The following is a 19,103-nucleotide window of genomic DNA, read 5'->3' as shown; positions in this document are numbered from 1 at the left end:
GCCAGAAGGCGAGAAGGTCAGACGGTCAGGATGATCTTGCCGCGCGTGCGGCCCGCGGCGCTCAGCTCCCAGGCCCTGGCGGCCTCGGCGAGCGGCACCGCGTGCTCCACGTTGACCGTGAGCTTCCCCGCGTCGGCCAGTTCCGCCAGGAAGGTCAGGTCGGCGGTGTCCGGGCGCACCCACAGCTGGTGGGCGCCCTTGGCAGCCGCGTCGTAATCGGCGATGGAGACCACCCGGTGACGTTCCCTGACCAGGGACTGGAGGGTCTCGACGACGTCGTCGCCGTAGAAGTCCAGGCCCGCGTCGACGCCGTCGGGCGCGAGCTCGCGGATCCGGTCCGCCAGTCCTTCCCCGTACAGCACGGGCTCCGCGCCGAGGGAGCGCAGGTAGTCGTGGTTGTGCGCGCCCGCCGTGCCGATGACCCGCAGGCCGAGCGCGACGGCGATCTGCACGCCGAAGGATCCGGTGCCGCCGGCCGCGGAGTGGATGACCACGGTCTCCCCGGCCTTGAGGCCGACGCGGGTGAGGGACTGGTACGCGGTGAGGCCGGCCAGCGGGAGGCCCGCGGCCTGCTCGAAGCTCAGCTCCCGGGGCTTGCGGGCGAGGGTGCGGACGGGGGCCGACACCAGCTCGGCGTACGTGCCGAGTTCGACCCACTCCTTGCGGACGTAGCCGTAGACCTCGTCGCCGACGGCGTAGTCGAAGGTGTCATCGCCGACCGCTTCGACGACTCCGGCCACGTCCCATCCGGGTATGACCGGGTAGCGGACTTCGAGGATCGGGTCGAGGTATCCGGCGGCGAGCTTCCAGTCCACCGGGTTGACCCCCGCGGCCCTGACGCGGACGAGCACCTCGCCCGGGCCCACCTTGGGCCGCGGTGCGTCAACGAGCTGGAGCGTGGCGGGTGTTCCGTATGCGCTGTATGTGATGGCCTTCATGATCGTCCCCAACGCGGGTCCGCGGTGGGGTATTCCGGCGTGTCAGGCCGGCAGGGTGTTGCGGTGCGAGCTCCGCCGGGCCGCGCTGAAGAGGGCCTGGATCTGGGTGCCGGCCTGCTCGACGTCGTCGAGGGGCGAGGGGAAGGGCAGCCGCACGTCGCGGTGGCCGCGGCGCTCCTCCAGTCGCAGGGTGATCCCGTACCGGTCCATGGCGACCGGCAGTGCGCGGAGCACGGTGGCGGTGGGCAGCGGCCGGACCAGCCGCAGCAGCAGGGTGACCAGGTCGTGGTGGTCGTCGAGGAGGTGCGTGAGCATGCCCGCCTCGTACGGGGACAGGGGGTCGGGGCAGGCGGCGTCCAGCTCTTCGAGGCCGACGTGCGAGCGCCCTTCCGGGGTCTCCAGGACGGCGCGGTCGAATTCCATGCAGGTGGAGTCGGCGCCGGAGCCTTCGGCCAGGTCGGAGTAGGGGGAGAGCAGCCGGCCCAGCACGGTGACGCGGGCGCGCACCCGGTCCCGTACGGGGGTGGGGGCGACATCGGTGAACTCCAGCCGGATCGACGGCCGGTACTCGGACTCGCCGCCGGGCTCGGCGGGGTGCAGGTGCAGCCGTCCCATCGGGTCGCTGCCGTCGAGGTGGCGGACCTCGGAGCGCTGCCCTTCGGTGACCACGGTCATGGAGTGGGCGGCGGTCAGGATCGACCGGATGCGCTCGGCATCGGTGGGCCGGTCGGCCGGCGTGGCGGGGGCACCGAACAGGCGCATGCGGATCTCTCCTCGTCCGAGTGACTTAGGTATGCCTAACCTAACTCATCTGGCTCTCCGGTAGTACCCGGCACGCTCGTGTCGTTGTTGGGCTGAACGGGTGAAACGCGAGAGGATGGGGGGATGCACATGAAGCGCACGGCCGAGGCGGCCCGGTGAGCAGGTACGACGTCACCGACGAACAGTGGGAGGGGCTCGCGCAGGTGGTCCCCCTGCGCAGTCGCAACGAATGGCCCTCCCGGGTGGACCACCGCACGATCCCGACGGCGCCCGGTGCGTCGGCGGCGGAGCAGCGGCGCTTCGTGGTGATCAGAGTTCAGATCTTCGCGGACGCGCGGGAGGTGGCGGAGTACCTGATCGCGCAGATCCCGGTCCTGCTCGACCTCACCGGGGCGGACAGCGAAGTGGCCAAGCGCATCCTGGACTTCAGCAGCGGCGTGGTCTTCGGCCTGGGCAGCGGGATGCACCGGGTCGACCGGAACGTCTTCCTGCTCGCGCCGGTGGGGACCGAGGTCGAGGGGATCGCGGCCGCGGCCGTCCCCCGATCGTAGGAAGGTCCCCGCGAGGGAACGGTTCGCCGGAGCCGCGGGGGGTCCGGCGGGCCGTACCGTCCGCGCATGGACGCCACCCTGGACGCGACGACGGCGGGGCGCACCGCCGCCGCCGTCGCCGTCGCGTTAGCCGATACCCGAACCGACTGCCCCGACGAGGCCGGACGACCGGACGGCGGCCGGCTCGCCACGGCGCCCCCGGCCCCACCCACCCCACACGACGCGCCCGACGCACCCGACGCACCGACCACGTCCGTGGCTTCCGGGGCTCCCGCGATCTCCGCGACCTCTGCGGCATCCGCGGCTTCCCGGGGCGCCGCCGTGACCGGCCCACGCCCCGTTCCCGCCATGGCGGCACCCGCGGCCCCGACCCGGCCCGTCCCTGCCGCTGAGGCACCTGCGGCCCCGGCTCCGCAGGGGCCTGTCGGGGTGGCGGCCGGGATCGCCGGGGACCCGGTCGAGCCGTCACAGGCGGGCCTCCGCGTCTCCGGTCGTCCTGCCGAGCCCGCGCAGCGGCAGTCGCAGCAGCCGCGGCCCGTGGTCACCGAGCTGCGGCTCTCCGCCTTCGGACCGCACCGCTCGGCGGTCTTCCCGCTCGGCCCGCTCACCCTCTTCGCCGGGCCGAGCGGCAGCGGCAAGTCCCAGGCCCTGGCCGCCTACGAGGCCCTGGCCGGGCTGGGTTCCGGGGCCGGCCTGGAAGAGGCCTTCCCGGATCCGCGCGCCCGCATCCCCGACCGGGCCGTCCCCGACGCGCAGCGCCGGCGCGGGTTCCGCCTCGGCTGCACCGTGGACGGACCCGTCGGCCCGGTCCGGCTCGACCTCGCCGTCCAGGTCGAGCCCACGCTGCGGATCGTCGGCGAACGGCTATCGCAGGACGGGCAGATCCTGCTCGCCACCGCCCTGCGCGACCCCGGCCGGCGCTCGGTCCAGGCCGCCTGGCTGACCGGCGGCGCCATCGGCGTCACCAGGGCCCCGCTGCCCGACGACCGGCTCGGCACGGCACTGCTCCCGCTCCGCGTCGCCGGTTCCACCGCCGGCCAGCGCCAGGTCCTGGCCGCTGCCGAGCAGGTGGTCGTGGCCCTGCGGGCGGTGTTCCCGTGCGACCCCCGCCCGGACCGGATGCGCGCCGCCGTCCCGCCGGGCGAGGGCCGGCTGCTGGGCGACTGCGCCAACCTGGCCGACGTGCTGCGCCGGACCCGCAGCGAATGCGGCACCCGCCACGCGCTGCTCGCGGAGGCGGCCCGTACCGGCTGCGCGGGGACCGTCGCCGGGCTGGACGTGCGGGCTCCCGCAGGCGGCGGCCCCGTCGCGGCGGTCCTGGACCGCGGCCCCGGCCGGCCCGCCACGGAGCTGGCCCGGCTGGGCGCGGGCGAACTCCGCTTCCTCGCACTGGCGCTGGTCCTGCTGACCGGGCCGGGGGTGCTGGCCATGGACCCGGCCGCCGAACTGCTCTCCGCGCGGCAGGCGCTGACGGTGCTGGCCGACGGCTTCGACCGGGGCCTGGACCGGCGGCAGAGCGCCGAGCTGCTGCGTCTGGCCCTGCTCTCCTGCGGCCGCGGCCACATCCGGCTGGTGGCGGCGGTGGGGGAGGGGACCGCGGCGGCCGCCCGCGACCTCCCGGGCGTCGCGATGGTAGACCTGAGGGCATGAACGAGACGCAGGAGCAGCCCGAGCGGCGGCCGGAATCCCCCGGGGGACGGATGGGCGAGCGGTCCGACGAGCGGCTGGACCGACTGCAGCGCCGGCTCGCGCAGTTCGCGGCGGCGCGCGGCTGGGAGCCGTACCACACGCCCAAGAACCTGGCGGTGGCGCTCAGTGTGGAGGCGGCCGAACTGGTCGAAATCTTCCAGTGGCTGACGCCCGAGCAGTCGGCGAAGGTCATGGAGAAACCGGAATCGGCCCACCGGGTGGCCGATGAGGTGGCTGACGTGCTCGCGTATCTGCTGCAGTTCTGTGAGGTTCTCGGGGTGGATGTGCTGGATGCGCTCGCCGCGAAGATCGAGAGGAACGAACTCCGCTTCCCCGTGCCGGGTACACCGACACCGAATCGTCACTCTTCGGAGTGATGGACTCATCCACAATCACGTTTCTGTCCACATTTTCCGAATACCCCTGGCTTTACTGGCGCGTTGCCCTCACTCTGGGTAGTGGTGAGGACGGCGGGATGTCGTGCGGACGGGGGACGGCATATGGATGCGGTACGGCTCATCGCGGCCGGCCGGCACGCGCTGGCACAGAGTGGGGTCGCGTGGGACATCGTGGGCGAGGCCTGGCAGGCCCAGGCACTCGCGCAGGGCATAGGGAGCTATCTGGCGGTCACCGGGCCGCCCGAGCTCAGATCGGAGGCACGGGGACTGGGGGAAGCGGGAGGCAGAGGCTGCGGGGTGCTCGACCGGGCGGCCCTGCGCGGAGAGGGCAGCGCGCCCGAATATCCGCCGCGGGCCGCGCAGTTGAGCGAGGTGTCGGATGTCCGGCAGGCGCTGCTCGGACTCCAGGCGCTGCTGGGTGAAGTGGGGATAGCCCTGGTCGGGGTGGCCTGCGGGACGGACGACGAGGCCCTGTACTGGCAGTGCATAGAGTCGATCGACGCGGCCGACGAGTCGAGCGACCGGGTGCGGGCGATCCTGCGCCGCATGGCGGTCCGTGAGCGGGGGTCGGCCTCGGGCGTGGCCTGAGGTCGGCACGGAGGGGGTCCCGCCGTGCGCGGCGGGACCCGCACGGTCAGGACGACCGGTAGGACGGGCGCTCGCCCTCGGGGATGCGGTCCGTGGAGGCCTGGAGATCGGCGTCGAGCCGGGACAGGTCGGCGTTCAGCGCGGCCATCAGTTCTTCCATCTGCTGCAGCAGGCCCTTCGGCGCGCCGCCGCCCTGGGCGGGTACCGCGGGCTCCTGACCTGCCTGGTCGTGTGCTGCCTGCGCTGCCTGTCCGGTCGTTCCGGTGTGTCGGTGGGTCTCCGGCACGGCCTCGTGGGACATGGCGGCCTCCTCGGCCCTGGCCCTTCCAGGGCGGAAGGGGGCGGTGGACGCACCGGCGGGACGCCGCCGGCGCGCGGGCCGGGCGGTCCGGCTCCGTCCGAGCCAACGATCTCTGTCCGGGCTGGTCACTGGCGGGCTCCGGGGTGGACCGTCCGGTTGACGAAGATTCACCCTGCCGGGGCGGGAAGTGCAGGATGGGGGGTATGGACCTTCGCATTTTCACCGAGCCCCAGCAGGGTGCGAGCTACGACACCCTCCTGGCCGTCGCCAAGGCCACCGAGGACCTGGGCTTCGACGCGTTCTTCCGCTCCGACCACTACCTGCGCATGGGATCCGCCGACGGACTGCCCGGCCCCACCGACGCCTGGATCACCCTCGCGGGCCTGGCCCGGGAGACCAAGCGGATCCGCCTCGGCACGCTGATGACGGCAGGAACCTTCCGGCTGCCCGGAGTCCTCGCCATCCAGGTGGCCCAGGTCGACCAGATGTCCGGCGGCCGCATCGAACTGGGCCTCGGCGCGGGCTGGTTCGAGCAGGAGCACAAGGCCTACGGGATCCCCTTCCCGGCGGACCGGATGTCACGGCTGGAGGAGCAGCTGGCCATCGTCACCGGCCTGTGGGCCACCGAGGCCGGCGCCACCTTCGACTACGCGGGCAAGCACTACCAGGTGGAGAACTCGCCCGCGCTCCCCAAGCCCGCCCAGACCAAGGTCCCCGTCCTCATCGGCGGCCACGGAGCCAAGCGCACCCCGCGGCTCGCCGCCCGGTACGCCGACGAGTTCAACATGCCCTTTGCGTCGATCGCCGACAGCGAGCGGCAGTTCGCCCGGGTCCGGGAAGCCGCCGAGGAAGCCGGCCGCAAGGCCGACGCCCTCCGCTACTCCAACGCCCTCGTCGTCTGCGTGGGCAAGGACGACGCCGAGGTGGCCCGCCGGGCCGCCGCCATCGGCCGTGACGTCGACGAGCTCAAGGCCAACGGCCTGGCCGGCTCCCCGGCCGAGGTCGTGGAGAAGATCGGCGCCTACGGCGCCGCCGGCTCCTCCCGCGTCTACCTCCAGCTGCTCGACCTCGACGACCTGGACCACCTGGAGCTGATCTCCGCCCAGGTGCTCTCCCAGCTGCGCTGAGGGCTGTCCCGCACGACCCGGTGGATCGGCGCGCGGCGCCGGATGCGGTGCGTCGCAAGGCGGAGGGGCGCCCCCATACTGGGCGTATCCGGGTGCTCCGACAACGCGGCGCGGCGCCGTAGCCGGCGCCGTGCGCACGCCGGGGACTGCGGGACAGCCCTCAGGAAGGCGGCGAACCCATGCCACGCGCGTCCGGCCCGCTCGCCGAAGCCCTGGCACGCAGGGCCGTGCTCCTGGACGGCGGGCTCAGCAACCAGCTCGCCGCCCAGGGCTGCGACCTGTCCGGCGGCCTCTGGTCGGGCCAGGTGCTCGCCGAGCGCCCGGACCAGGTGGCAGCCGCCCACACGGCGTACGCCCGGGCCGGCGCCGAGGTGCTGATCACCGCCAGCTACCAGGTCGGCTACGAAGCCTTCGCCGCCCACGGCCACGACCGCGCCGAGACCACCGCCCTGCTGCGGCAGAGCGTGCGCCTGGCCGCCCGGGCGGCCGAGGCCGCCGACCACGAGATGTGGGTGGCCGCCTCCGTGGGCCCGTACGGAGCGATGCTCGCGGACGGCTCCGAGTACCGCGGCCGGTACGGGCTGGGCGTGCGCGAGCTCGCCGCCTTCCACCGCCCCCGCATCGAGGCCCTGCTCGCCGCCGGCCCCGACGTACTGGCCGTGGAGACCGTCCCCGACAGCGACGAGGCCGAGGCGGTGCTCACCGTCCTCGCCGAGACCGGCGCACCCGCCTGGCTCTCGTACACGGTGGCCGCCGGCCGCACGCGGGCCGGACAGCCCCTCGGCGAGGCCTTCGCCCTCGCCGCCGCCTCCCCGGAGGTCATCGCGGTCGGCGTCAACTGCTGTGACCCGGCCGATGTCCTGCCCGCCCTCGAAGCGGCCGCTGGCGTGACCACGAAGCCGCTGCTGGCCTACCCCAACGACGGATCCGTATGGAACGCCGCCACCCGCACCTGGCACACCCCCGACGACCCCGTCCCCTGGCCCACCCGGGCCTGGTACACCACCGGCGCCCGCCTCATCGGCGGCTGCTGCCGCATCGGCCCGGACCGGATCGCCGCCCTCGGGGCGCTGCTGCCGGACCGGCGGCCGTAGGAACCGGGGAGAGCGAAAAACAAGAGGCAGACGGGGCGGGTGACCAGCAACAATCGGTCGTGTGTTCCTGACGATCTCCACCACCGGCTCCCCTGAACGACCCGCCACCGACCTGGGCTACCTGCTGCACAAGCATCCCGGCAAGACGCAGGCGTTCTCCACCTCACACGGCACCGCCCACGTGTTCTACCCCGAGGCTTCGGTCCAGCGGTGCACGGCGGCCCTGCTGCTGGAGGTGGACCCCGTCGCGCTCGTGCGGCGAGGCCGGGGCAAGGGCCGGGGCGGGGCGCCGGACGCCGCGCTCGCGCAGTACGTGAACGACCGGCCGTACGCCGCGTCCTCGCTGCTCGCCGTCGCGCTCAGCGGAGTGTTCCGCACCGCCCTCAAGGGACAGTGCACCGCCCGCCCCGAACTCCCGGAGCAGGCCCGGCCGCTGCGCGTCGAGATCCCGGTGCTGCCCGCCCGCGGCGGGGCCGCGCTCGTGCACCGCCTGTTCGGCCCGCTCGGCTGGGACCTCGTGGAGGCCGAGCCCGTACCCCTCGACGAGCAGTTCCCCGAGTGGGGGGACTCCCGCTACGTACGGCTCGTCCTGGAGGGCGAGCTGCGCCTCGCCGACGCCCTGCGCCAGCTCTACGTGCTGCTGCCGGTCCTCGACGACGCCAAGCACTACTGGATCTCCGCGGACGAGGTCGACAAGCTGCTGCGCGCCGGAGACGGCTGGCTCGCCGCCCACCCCGAGAACGGGCTGATCACCTCCCGCTACCTGGCCCGCCACAAGCGGCTGACCCAGGACGCCATCGAGCGCCTGGAACTGGTCCGCCTCGCCGAGGCCGACGGCAGCGAGGTCGAGGAGCTCGACAACGCGGTGGACGAGACCCGCGACACGGAGGAGCGGCCCGTGCCGCTCGCCGTGCAGCGGCGCGAGGCGATCCTCGCCGCCCTGCGGGCCGCCGGTGCCCAGCGGGTGCTGGACCTCGGCTGCGGCCAGGGACAGTTGCTCCAGGCGCTGCTCGGCGACCCGGCGTACTCCGAGATCGTCGGCATGGACGTGTCCGTGCGGGCCCTGCAGATCGCGGCCCGGCGGCTGCGGCTGGACCGGATGGGCGAGCGGCAGAGCGCGCGCCTGAAGCTCCTGCAGGGCTCGCTCGCGTACACCGACAAGCGGCTGGCCGGCTACGACGCGGCCGTGCTCAGCGAGGTCATCGAGCACCTGGATCCGGAGCGGCTGCCCGCGCTGGAGTACGCGGTCTTCGGCTCGGCCCGCCCCCGCACGGTCCTCGTCACCACCCCCAACGTCGAGTACAACGTGCGCTGGGAGACCCTGCCCGCCGGGCACGTCCGCCACGGCGACCACCGCTTCGAGTGGAACCGCGAGGAGTTCCGCGCCTGGGCCGGCGAGGTCGCGCGGCGCCACGGCTACGGGGTCCGGTACGTGCCCGTCGGCGACGACGACCCCGAGGTCGGGCCGCCGACCCAGATGGCCGTCTTCACCCAGCACGACACCGCCGACACCGCCGACACCGCCGAAACCACCGACGCCGCGGGCGCCGACACCGACACCCCGAAGGAGGGCGAGGCAGCATGACCAGCACCGAGACCCCCCGTACGCGCACACTTCCCGTCACCGACCTGTCCCTCGTCGTCCTGATCGGGGCCACCGGATCGGGCAAGTCCACCTTCGCCCGCAAGCACTTCAAGGCCACCGAGGTCATCTCCTCCGACTACTGCCGGGGCCTGGTCTCCGACGACGAGAACGACCAGAGCGCCAGCCGCGACGCCTTCGACGTCCTGCACTACATCGCGGGCAAGCGCCTCGCCGCCGGCCGCCTCACCGTCGTCGACGCCACCAGCGTCCAGGCCGACGCCCGCAGGCAGCTGGTCCAGCTCGCCCGCGCGCACGACGTCCTGCCGATCGCCATCGTCCTGGACATGCCCGAGGAGGTCTGCGCCGAACGCAACGCCGCCCGCCCCGACCGGGCTGGCCTGCCCCGTGCGGTCATCCAGCGGCACCGCCGCGACCTGCGGCGCTCGCTGCGCGGTCTGGAGCGCGAGGGCTTCCGCAAGGTCCACGTACTGCGCTCCGTCGAGGAGGCCGAGAGCGCCGAGGTGGTCCTGGAGAAGCGGTTCAACGACCTCACCCACCTCACCGGCCCCTTCGACATCGTCGGCGACATCCACGGCTGTTCCTCCGAGCTGGAGACCCTGCTCGCCAAGCTCGGCTACGAGGACGGGGTCCACCCCGAGGGCCGCACCACCGTCTTCGTCGGCGACCTGGTCGACCGCGGCCCCGACAGCCCCGGCGTCCTGCGCCGCGTCATGGGCATGGTGAAGTCCGGCAACGCCCTGTGCGTGCCCGGGAACCACGAGAACAAGCTCGGCCGTTACCTGAAGGGCTCCAAGGTCCAGCGGACCCACGGCCTCGCCGAGACCATCGAGCAGCTGGAGGGGGAGCCGGAGGAGTTCGTCCAGGAGGTACGGGAGTTCATCCGCGGCCTCGTCAGCCACTACGTCCTCGACGGCGGCAAGCTGGTGGTCTGCCACGCCGGTCTGCCCGAGAAGTACCACGGCCGCACCTCCGGCCGGGTCCGCTCGCACGCCCTCTACGGGGAAACCACCGGCGAGACCGACGAGTTCGGCCTGCCCGTGCGCTACCCGTGGGCCGAGGACTACCGGGGCAAGGCCGTCGTGGTCTACGGCCACACCCCGGTCCCCGACACCACCTGGATCAACAACACCATCTGCCTCGACACCGGCGCCGTGTTCGGCGGCCGGATGACCGCCCTGCGCTGGCCCGAGCGCGAACTGGTCGACGTACCGGCCGAGAAGGTCTGGTACGAACCGGTCAAGCCGCTCGTCGCCGAGGCGCCGGGCGGGCACGACGGCCGCCCGCTCGACCTGGCGGACGTGCACGGCCGCCGGGTCGTGGAGACCCGGCACCTGGGCAACGTGAACGTGCGCGAGGAGAACGCGGCGGCGGCCCTGGAGGTCATGAGCCGCTTCGCGGTCGACCCCCGCCTCGTCCCGTACCTGCCGCCGACCATGGCGCCCACGGCCACCTCCCGCGAGGAGGGCTACCTGGAGCACCCGGCCGAGGCCTTCGCCCAGTACCGGGGGGACGGCATCGCCCAGGTGGTGTGCGAGGAGAAGCACATGGGCTCCCGCGCCACCGTCCTCGTCTGCAAGGACGCCGACGCGGCCCGGACCCGCTTCGGCGTCGACGGCCCGACCGGCTCCGTCTACACCCGCACCGGGCGGCCCTTCTTCAAGGATCCGGAGGTCACCGAGGAGGTCCTCACCCGGCTGCGCTCGGCCGTCACCGACGCCGGCCTCTGGGAGGAGCTCGACACCGACTGGCTGCTGATCGACGGGGAACTCCTGCCCTGGTCCCTGAAGTCCGCCGGCCTGCTGCGCAACCAGTACGCCGCCGTCGGCGCGGCCTCCGGCGCCGTCTTCCCGGGCGCCATCGCCGCCCTGGAGGCGGCCACCGCCCGGGGCGTCGACACCGGCGAGCTGCTGGAGCGCCAGCGCGGCCGGGCCGCCGACGCGGCCGCCTTCACCGATTCCTACCGGCGCTACTGCTGGACCACCGACGGCCTGGACGGCGTACGGTTCGCGCCGTTCCAGCTGCTGGCGGTGGCCGGGCGGTCGCTGGCCGCGGTGCCCCACGACGAGCAGCTGTTCTGGCTGGACCGGCTGGTCGCCGCGGACGAGGCGGCCGGTACCGGACTGCTCCGGCGCACCGGCCGGATCCTGGTGGACACCGCGGACGAGGATTCCGTACGGGCCGGCACCGACTGGTGGCTGGAGCTGACGGCCGCAGGCGGCGAGGGCATGGTCGTCAAGCCGCTCCAGGCGTACGCCAAGGACGGCAAGGGCCGGCTGGTCCAGCCCGGGGTCAAGGTGCGCGGGCGCGAGTACCTGCGGATCATCTACGGCCCGGAGTACACCCGTCCGGATCACCTGGAGCGGCTGCGCGACCGGTTCCTCGGGCACAAGCGCTCGCTCGCCCTGCGCGAGTACGCGCTCGGGCTGGAGGCGCTGGACCGGCTGGCGGCCGACGAGCCGCTGTGGCGGGTCCACGAGGCGGTCTTCGCGGTGCTGGCACTGGAGTCGGAGCCGGTCGACCCGCGCCTGTGAGCCGGCCCGGCCGCGCGAGGGGGCCGCGTCAGCACGGCCCGTAAAGGGGTGGCCCCCGTACGGCCTCGAATTAGGTCGTATGGGGGAACTTTCGCGGAGAACTCCGGGGAAACCACCGGCGGGATCGTTCATCCAGGGCAGCGGAATGTCCGCGACCCTGGAAGGACGGAACGTCACCTATGAAGATGACCGCGCGCGGAAGCATTGCGGCACTCATGACCTGTATGGCTGCGGCCGGAGCGGCCACCCCGGCCATGGCCCAGTCGGTGCCGGTCGATGTCCCGCTCGACGCCGTGAAGACCACGCTGGGCGTGGACACCCCGCGCGTGGGCACGGGCGTGCCGATGCCGGTCGTGGGAGCGCCCGAGTCACCCCGCTTCCACAAGGGGAACATGCTTCCGACCCCACTGCTCCCGTCGCTCCCGATCGGCACCGAGCTCGGCAGCACCCTCGTCACCTCCCCGGTGCCGAACCTGCTGGGCAAGCCGGAGACGGACGGCGAGGGTTCCGTCGAGGCGCCCGCCACCGACCTGCTCGCCCGGACCCCCGGCCTGGTCGCCGGCGGTCTGCTGACGATGCCGGACGCCTCCAACTCCGGAGTGCCGAACCTGACCACGCCCGAACTGGGCCTGACCACCCCGGAGCTCACCGGGGCCCCCTCGGCGCTTCTCGGCCTCACCACCCCTCGCTGAGCGGACGCCACGTCAAAAAGCCGTTCGGTCTGGGAATGTGTACGGCATGGGATTCCATGTCGACTCCGAGACCGGGCGGCTTCGCCGCGTCATCCTCCACCGGCCCGACCTGGAGCTGAAGCGGCTCACACCGAGCAACAAGGACGCACTCCTCTTCGACGACGTGCTGTGGGTGCGCCGGGCCCGCCAGGAGCACGACGGCTTCGCGGACGTGCTGCGGGACCGGGGCGTGGAGGTCCACCTCTTCGGTGACCTCCTGTGCGAGGCCCTCGACATCCCGGAGGCGAGACACCTCGTGCTGGACCGGGTCTTCGACGAGAAGGAGTATGGGCCGCTCGCCACCGACCACCTGCGGTCGGTCTTCGACGGGCTGACCTCGGCCGAGCTGGCGGAGGCCCTGGTCGGCGGGATGACCAAGCGGGAGTTCCTGGAGCGGCACGCCGAGCCGGTGTCCGTGCGCTTCCACGCCCTGGACCTGGACGGCTTCCTGCTGGGCCCGCTGCCCAACCACCTCTTCACCCGGGACACCTCCGCCTGGATCTACGACGGGGTGTCCATCAACGCGATGCGCTGGCCCGCCCGGCAGCGCGAGACGGTCCACTTCGAGGCGATCTACAAGCACCACCCGCTCTTCACCACCTCCGGCGCCTTCCACTACTGGTCGCAGGGGCAGGCGGACTACCCGTCGACGATCGAGGGCGGGGACGTCCTGGTCATCGGCAACGGGGCGGTGCTGATCGGGATGAGCGAGCGGACCACCCCGCAGGCGGTGGAGATGCTGGCACGCGGCCTGTTCGCCGCCGGTTCGGCGACGTCCATCGTGGCGCTGGACATGCCCAAGTCGCGGGCCTTCATGCACCTGGACACGGTGATGACGATGGTCGACGGAGATACGTTCACTCAGTACGCCGGGCTCGGGATGCTCCCCTCCTACACGATCGAGCCGGGCGGCGGGCCGCAGGAGCTGAAGGTCACCGACCACCCGGAGGACCACATGCACCGGGCCATCGCGGGGGCGCTCGGCCTGGACTCGATCCGGGTGCTGACCGCGACGCAGGACGTGCACTCGGCGGAGCGCGAGCAGTGGGACGACGGGTGCAACGTGCTCGCCGTGGAGCCGGGGGTGGTCGTCGCCTACGAGCGGAACGTGACGACCAACACGCACCTGCGCAAGATGGGCATCGAGGTGATCGAGATCCCGGGCAGCGAGCTGGGGCGGGGCCGGGGCGGGCCGCGCTGCATGAGCTGTCCCGTCGAGCGGGACGCGGTCTGAGGCGGGCCGGGGGCGGGGCCTGAGGCGGGCCGGGGCCGGCGCCTGCGCGGGCCGCGCCCGGGGGAGGGGTTCCGGGCCCGGGAGAGGTCCCGGGCCCGGTCTGTATATCAATACAGAGGATCGTATAGACTTCCAACATCCCCTGTCACCGTGACGCTGGAGCGACCCCATGGCCACCGACCTCGCCGGCCGCAGTTTTCTCAAGGAGCTGGACTTCACGGCCGCCGAGTTCCGCGGTCTGATCGAGCTCGCCGCCGACCTGAAGGCCGCCAAGAAGGCCGGGGTCGAGCAGCGGCTGCTCCAGGGCAGGAACATCGCACTGATCTTCGAGAAGACCTCCACCCGGACCCGCTGCGCCTTCGAGGTCGCCGCTGCGGACCAGGGCGCGCACACCACCTACCTCGACCCCGCCGGCTCCCAGATGGGCCACAAGGAGTCGGTCAAGGACACCGCCCGGGTGCTCGGCCGGATGTTCGACGGGATCGAGTACCGGGGTGACAGCCAGCAGGCCGTCGAGGAGCTCGCCGCCCACTCGGGCGTCCCCGTCTTCAACGGACTCACCGACGACTGGCACCCGACCCAGATGCTGGCCGACCTGCTCACCATGACCGAGCACACCACCAAGCCGCTGCACCGGATCGCCTTCGCCTACCTCGGCGACGCCCGCTTCAACATGGGCAACTCCTACCTCGTGACCGGTGCGCTGCTGGGCATGGACGTGCGGATCGTCGCGCCCCGGTCCTACTGGCCCGCCGAGTCGGTGGTGGCCGCGGCGCGGGAGCTCGCGGCGGAGAGCGGAGCCCGGCTCACCCTGACCGAGGAGGTTGCCGAGGGGGTCGCCGGGGCGGACTTCGTCGTGACCGACATCTGGGTGTCCATGGGGGAGCCCAAGGAGGTCTGGGACGAGCGGATCGCGGTCCTGTCCCCGTACGCGGTGACCATGGACGTGCTGCGCGCCACCGGGAACCCGGACGTGAAGTTCATGCACTGCCTGCCGGCCTTCCACGACCTCGGCACCAAGGTGGCCCGGGAGATCCACGAGCGGCACGGGCTCGACTCCCTGGAGGTGACGGACGAGGTGTTCGAGTCGGAGCACTCCATCGTCTTCGACGAGGCCGAGAACCGGCTGCACACCATCAAGGCCGTGCTCGTCGCCACCCTCGGGCGGCCCGCCCGGGGTGACGCATAGTCATACACCGCGTCAGGCGGTGCCGGTGCCGGTGCCGGTGCCTGTGCCGGTGCGCTGTGCGGGCAGCGTGAACCACACGGCCTTGCCGTACGGGGTGGGGCGGTGGCCGCAGTCGGAGCTCAGGCTCCGGATTAGCAGCAGGCCGCGGCCGTGCTCCTGCCAGGGGTCGGGCCGGCCGGTGTCCGGACGGGCCGACAGGCCGCCGGGCGGGCACGGGTCGCCGTCGTGGACCTCGACCTGGCAGCCGTTCGCGCGCAGTTCCACGACGAGCTCGATCGGGGCGCCGGGGCTGGTGTGCTCCACGGCGTTGGCGACCAGTTCCGCCGTCAGGAGCTCCGCGGTGTCCCGGTCGGCGGGCGCGTCGGTGTCGGCCAGCGCCGTGCGGACGAGGGCGCGGGCCATGGGTACGGCGGCGGCCGTGTGGGGCAGGGCGATCCGCCAGGCGGAGGCGTCGGGCAAGGAAGGGCCATCCGTTCCGGGGTCGGGGTCGGGGTCGAGGTCGGGGCAGGGTGGGAATGGTGAACTCCCGGTTTCAACGATACGAAGTCGAATTCTCATTCCGGCAGGCACCCCGCGGCGCGAATATGTCGTGCTTCTGTGACGGCAGTCACGATCTGGTGATATCTTCGGTGGCGTGAGCCCCTTCACCGGTTCCACACCAGCGACCGAACGGTGGCACCACCTCCGGGTCACCCGGCAGGACGGCGTCGCCACCGTCACCTTCGACCGCCCCGAGAAGCTGAACGCGCTCACCTTCGGCGCCTACGCCGACCTGCGCGATCTGCTCGGCGAACTGTCCCGCGAGCGCTCCGTACGCGCCCTCGTGCTCGGCGGCGAGGGGCGCGGCTTCTGCTCCGGCGGGGACGTCGACGAGATCATCGGCGCCACCCTCGCCATGGACACGGCCCAGCTCCTCGACTTCAACCGGATGACCGGCCAGGTGGTGCGCGCCATCCGCGAATGCCCCTTCCCGGTGATCGCCGCCGTGCACGGGGTGGCCGCCGGGGCCGGAGCCGTCCTCGCGCTCGCCGCCGACTTCCGGATCGCCGACCCCACCGCCCGCTTCGCCTTCCTCTTCACCCGCGTCGGCCTCTCCGGCGGCGACATGGGCGCGGCCTACCTGCTCCCCCGGGTCGTCGGCCTCGGCCACGCCACCCGCCTGCTGATGCTCGGAGAGCCCGTCCACGCGCCCGAGGCCGAGCGGATCGGCCTCCTCAGCGAGCTCACCGAGGAGGGCAAGGCCCACGTACGGGCCGCCGAACTCGCCGCACGCCTGGCCGCGGGCCCCGCCCTCGCCCACGCGCAGACCAAGGCCCTGCTCACCGCCGAGCTCGACATGCCGCTGGCCGCGTCCGTCGAACTGGACGCCAACACGCAGGCCCTGCTGATGCACGGCCAGGACTACGCGGAGTTCCACGCCGCCTTCACCGGGAAGCGGCCGCCGGAGTGGAAGGGCAGGTAGTCACATGGCTCCTGGTGCCATGCGGGTCGCCGTCGTCGGCGGGGGACCGGGAGGGCTGTACGCCGCCGCGCTGCTGGCCCGCCAGGGCCACACGGTGGAGGTCTGGGAGCGCAACGCCCCCGACGACACCTTCGGCTTCGGCGTGGTGCTCTCCGACGAGACCCTCGGCGGCATCGAGCGGGCCGACACCGTCGTCCACACCGCCCTGAGCGCGGAGTTCGTGCGCTGGGACGACGTGGACATCGTGCACCGCGGCCGGCTGCTGACCTCCGGCGGCCACGGCTTCGCGGCCATCGGGCGGCGCCGGCTGCTGGAGATCCTGCACGAGCGCTGCGCGGGCCTCGGCGTCCGCCTCCGCTTCCGCTCCGAGGCCCCGGCGGCCGCCGAGCTCGCGGCCTCGTACGACCTGGTGGTCGCGGCCGACGGGGTGCACAGCGCGATCCGGGAGGCCGGCGCCGCGCACTACGGGCCGGCACTGACCGGCGGACGCTGCCGCTACATCTGGCTCGCCGCCGACTTCGCCTTCGACGCCTTCCGCTTCGAGATCGCGGAGACCGAGCACGGGGTCATGCAGCTGCACGCCTACCCCTACGCGGCCGACGCCTCCACGGTGATCGTGGAGATGCGCGACGAGGTGTGGCGGGCGGCCGGCTTCGACCTGTGCGACGAGGACGAGTCGGCGGCCCGCTGCGCCAAGATCTTCAGCGAGGCCCTGCGCGGGCGCCCGCTGCACGGCAACCGCTCCGCGTGGACGCAGTTCCGTACCGTCGTCAACGCGCGCTGGTCGCACGGCAACACGGTGCTGCTCGGCGACGCGGCGCACACCGCCCACTTCTCCATCGGGTCGGGGACCAAACTGGCGGTGGAGGACGCGCTCGCGCTCGCCGAGGCCGTGGGCGCCCTGCCGGGCGACATCCCGGCCGCCCTCGCCGCCTACGAGAGCGCCCGCCGCCCGGCGGTCGCCAGCACCCAGCGGGCGGCTGCCGCGAGCCGGCACTGGTTCGAGGAGATCGCCGGTTACGTCGACCAGCCCGCCCGGCAGTTCGCCTTCAACCTGCTCACCCGCAGTCGCCGGGTCACGCACGACAACCTGCGGATGCGCGACGCACGGTTCACGCGGGCCGTGGAAGGGGACTTCGGCTGCCCGGACGGCACACCCGCGATGTTCACGCCCTTCACTCTGCGGGGCCTGACCCTGCGTAACCGGGTCGTCGTCTCACCGATGGACATGTACTCGGCCACGGACGGGCTGCCGGGCGACTTCCACCTCGTCCACCTCGGCGGGCGGGCCCTCGGCGGGGCCGGGCTGGTGATGACGGAGATGGTCTGCGTGTCCGCCGAGGGCCGCATCACCCCCGGCTGCACCGGCCTCTACACCCAGGAGCAGGCGGCCGCCTGGAAGCGGATCGCCGACTTCGTCCACACCTCGGCGCCCGGAACCGCCCTCGGCGTCCAGCTCGGGCACGCCGGCCGCAAGGGCTCGACCCGGGTGATGTGGGAGGGCATGGACGACCCCCTGCCCGAGGGCAACTGGCCGCTGGTGGCCGCCTCCGCGCTGCCCTACCGGCCGGGCGTCTCGGCGCTGCCGCGCGCCCTCGCCCGCGCGGACCTGGAAGCGCTGCGCTCCGATTTCGCGGCCGCCGCCGTCCGCGCCGCCGACGCCGGATTCGACCTGCTCGAACTGCACTGCGCCCACGGCTACCTGCTCTCCGGCTTCCTGTCCCCCCTGACCAACCACCGCGACGACGAGTACGGCGGCTCCCTGGAGAACCGGCTGCGCTTCCCGCTGGAGGTCTTCGACGCGGTCCGCGCCGTGTGGCCCGCCGACCGCCCGATGACGGTCCGCCTCTCGGCCACCGACTGGGCACCCGGAGGCACCTCGCCCGAGGAGGCGGTACGGATCGCGGCCGCCTTCGCCGCCCGCGGCGCGGACGCCATCGACGTCTCGACGGGCCAGGTGGTCGCGGACGAGGCCCCCGAGTACGGGCGTTCGTACCAGACCCCGTACGCCGACCGGATCCGCAACGCGCTCGGCGTCCCGGTCATCGCGGTCGGTGCCATCTCCTCCTGGGACGACGTGAACTCCCTGCTGCTGGCCGGCCGCGCCGACCTCTGCGCCCTCGGCCGCCCCCACCTCTACGACCCCCACTGGACGCTGCACGCCGCCGCCGAGCAGTCCTACGAAGGCCCCGGCGCGCCCTGGCCGGCCCCGTACCGCGCGGGCAGCCGCACACCGCCGACGGGCCGCGGCTAGACCGCGGCCCGTACGGGGAGCCGGGTGGTGCGTGCGGTGCCTACGGCTGCGGGATCGGGACGAACAGGGCGTTGACGGTCCGGTATCCGGGGGCGGGCCCCGAGCGAGCCGGGCCTGCGAGCCGGGTCTTGACCTCAAGCCTCCTTGAGGTTCGATGATGATCCGCATGACGACCGAAAACGCAGCCCGGACCGCTGACATCGAGGCCATCCACCAGGTGGTGGCCGCCGTCGAGGCCTCGCAGCAGGCCAAGGACCCCGACGCCTTCCTCTCCCTCTTCCACCCCGACGCCCTGTGGACCACCGGCGGCGGCAAGGTCCTCATCGGCCTGGACGCCATATCCGAGTTCACCCGCGCGGTCCTCCCCGGCGCGAGCTGGGACGGCCAGGTCAGCTACACCGTCACCCACCTCCAGTTCCTCCGCCCGGATGTGGCCGCGGTCAAGGTCAGCCAGCTCTACCACTCGGCCGACGGCCCCGGGGACGAGGGCGTCCCGACGTACGTGATGACCAAGGACGACGACGGCCGCTGGCTCCTGACCGTCTGCCAGAACACCCAGGTCGCGAAAGCCTGAAGGCCGGCGCGCTCGCAGGGGCGCGCGCCTTCAGGGCACGAGGACCGCCCCTGCAGACATGGCCCATGTGGCGC

General features: G+C 73.0%; 18 protein-coding genes. 14 read left to right on the top strand and 4 right to left on the bottom strand.

The window, feature by feature from the left end; genetic code table 11:
* Positions 1-17 precede the first annotated feature (17 nt).
* Together KO717_RS08760 and KO717_RS08755 are read right to left on the bottom strand one after the other, a co-directional pair.
* On the bottom strand, positions 18-938 hold the full coding sequence (locus KO717_RS08760) for an NADP-dependent oxidoreductase (protein WP_301365653.1): 921 nt from the start codon (positions 936-938) through the stop codon (positions 18-20).
* 42 nt (positions 939-980) lie between these two features.
* A complete protein-coding gene (locus KO717_RS08755; RefSeq protein ID WP_301365651.1) occupies positions 981-1,700 on the bottom strand; it encodes a DUF2470 domain-containing protein in 720 nt (239 codons plus the stop codon).
* A gap of 155 nt (positions 1,701-1,855) precedes the next feature.
* Between KO717_RS08755 and KO717_RS08750 the strand changes: the two genes are divergently transcribed.
* The 4 genes from KO717_RS08750 to KO717_RS08735 all read left to right on the top strand — a co-directional run bounded on the left by KO717_RS08750 (position 1,856) and on the right by KO717_RS08735 (position 4,926).
* Positions 1,856-2,251 (top strand): cell division protein SepF, encoded by a 396-nt coding sequence (locus tag KO717_RS08750; RefSeq protein WP_030012729.1) that lies wholly within the window; start codon positions 1,856-1,858, stop codon positions 2,249-2,251.
* Between the two features lie 348 nt (positions 2,252-2,599).
* Positions 2,600-3,901, top strand: coding sequence for an AAA family ATPase (locus KO717_RS08745; protein WP_301374430.1), 1,302 nt, complete (start codon positions 2,600-2,602; stop codon positions 3,899-3,901).
* A gap of 50 nt (positions 3,902-3,951) precedes the next feature.
* Positions 3,952-4,317, top strand: coding sequence for a nucleotide pyrophosphohydrolase (locus tag KO717_RS08740; RefSeq protein WP_301374428.1), 366 nt, complete (start codon positions 3,952-3,954; stop codon positions 4,315-4,317).
* Positions 4,318-4,440: 123 nt separating this feature from the next.
* Entirely contained in the window at positions 4,441-4,926 is a 486-nt protein-coding gene (locus KO717_RS08735; RefSeq protein ID WP_301365648.1) for a DUF6099 family protein, read from the top strand.
* Between the two features lie 46 nt (positions 4,927-4,972).
* Here the strand turns inward: KO717_RS08735 and KO717_RS08730 are convergent, their stop codons facing one another.
* A complete protein-coding gene (locus KO717_RS08730; protein WP_301374987.1) occupies positions 4,973-5,227 on the bottom strand; it encodes a hypothetical protein in 255 nt (84 codons plus the stop codon).
* Positions 5,228-5,430: 203 nt separating this feature from the next.
* On the opposite strand from KO717_RS08730, the gene KO717_RS08725 reads away from it, so the two are divergent.
* The 7 genes from KO717_RS08725 (at position 5,431) to argF (ending at position 14,739) form a co-directional block, all read left to right on the top strand.
* Positions 5,431-6,354, top strand: a complete 924-nt coding sequence (locus tag KO717_RS08725; protein ID WP_301365646.1) for an LLM class F420-dependent oxidoreductase — start codon at positions 5,431-5,433, stop codon at positions 6,352-6,354.
* A 179-nt stretch (positions 6,355-6,533) separates the two neighbouring features.
* Positions 6,534-7,448: a homocysteine S-methyltransferase gene (gene mmuM, locus KO717_RS08720; RefSeq protein WP_301365644.1), complete on the top strand. Its 915-nt coding sequence runs from the start codon at positions 6,534-6,536 to the stop codon at positions 7,446-7,448.
* Between the two features lie 61 nt (positions 7,449-7,509).
* Entirely contained in the window at positions 7,510-9,033 is a 1,524-nt protein-coding gene (locus KO717_RS08715; RefSeq protein WP_301365642.1) for a 3' terminal RNA ribose 2'-O-methyltransferase Hen1, read from the top strand.
* Positions 9,030-11,585 (top strand): polynucleotide kinase-phosphatase, encoded by a 2,556-nt coding sequence (locus KO717_RS08710; RefSeq protein WP_301365640.1) that lies wholly within the window; start codon positions 9,030-9,032, stop codon positions 11,583-11,585. The genes KO717_RS08715 and KO717_RS08710 overlap by 4 nt, the downstream gene beginning before the upstream one ends.
* Before the next feature lie 215 nt (positions 11,586-11,800).
* The gene (locus KO717_RS08705) at positions 11,801-12,277 is read left to right on the top strand and encodes a hypothetical protein (protein ID WP_301365638.1); all 477 of its coding nucleotides are present in this window, start codon (positions 11,801-11,803) and stop codon (positions 12,275-12,277) included.
* Between the two features lie 46 nt (positions 12,278-12,323).
* Positions 12,324-13,550 (top strand): arginine deiminase, encoded by a 1,227-nt coding sequence (locus KO717_RS08700; RefSeq protein WP_301365636.1) that lies wholly within the window; start codon positions 12,324-12,326, stop codon positions 13,548-13,550.
* 169 nt (positions 13,551-13,719) lie between these two features.
* Positions 13,720-14,739, top strand: a complete 1,020-nt coding sequence (gene argF / locus KO717_RS08695) for an ornithine carbamoyltransferase (protein WP_301365634.1) — start codon at positions 13,720-13,722, stop codon at positions 14,737-14,739.
* A 12-nt stretch (positions 14,740-14,751) separates the two neighbouring features.
* On the opposite strand, the gene KO717_RS08690 is transcribed toward argF, so the two are convergent.
* Positions 14,752-15,198, bottom strand: a complete 447-nt coding sequence (locus tag KO717_RS08690; protein WP_301365632.1) for an ATP-binding protein — start codon at positions 15,196-15,198, stop codon at positions 14,752-14,754.
* A gap of 175 nt (positions 15,199-15,373) precedes the next feature.
* On the opposite strand from KO717_RS08690, the gene KO717_RS08685 reads away from it, so the two are divergent.
* From KO717_RS08685 to KO717_RS08675, 3 genes are all read left to right on the top strand, one after another.
* Positions 15,374-16,201 carry an enoyl-CoA hydratase family protein gene (locus KO717_RS08685; protein WP_301365630.1) on the top strand — a complete coding sequence of 276 codons (828 nt, stop codon included), beginning with the start codon at positions 15,374-15,376 and terminating at the stop codon, positions 16,199-16,201.
* 4 nt (positions 16,202-16,205) lie between these two features.
* Positions 16,206-18,455 carry a bifunctional salicylyl-CoA 5-hydroxylase/oxidoreductase gene (locus tag KO717_RS08680; protein ID WP_301365628.1) on the top strand — a complete coding sequence of 750 codons (2,250 nt, stop codon included), beginning with the start codon at positions 16,206-16,208 and terminating at the stop codon, positions 18,453-18,455.
* 166 nt (positions 18,456-18,621) lie between these two features.
* A complete protein-coding gene (locus tag KO717_RS08675; protein WP_437184483.1) occupies positions 18,622-19,029 on the top strand; it encodes an SgcJ/EcaC family oxidoreductase in 408 nt (135 codons plus the stop codon).
* Positions 19,030-19,103 lie beyond the last annotated feature (74 nt).

The sequence above is a fragment of the Streptomyces xanthophaeus genome (genome assembly GCF_030440515.1).
Lineage (GTDB): Bacteria > Actinomycetota > Actinomycetes > Streptomycetales > Streptomycetaceae > Streptomyces > Streptomyces kutzneri.
The sequence above is the reverse complement of the archived record's forward strand: the minus strand, read 5'-3'. Positions and strand labels throughout refer to the sequence as shown.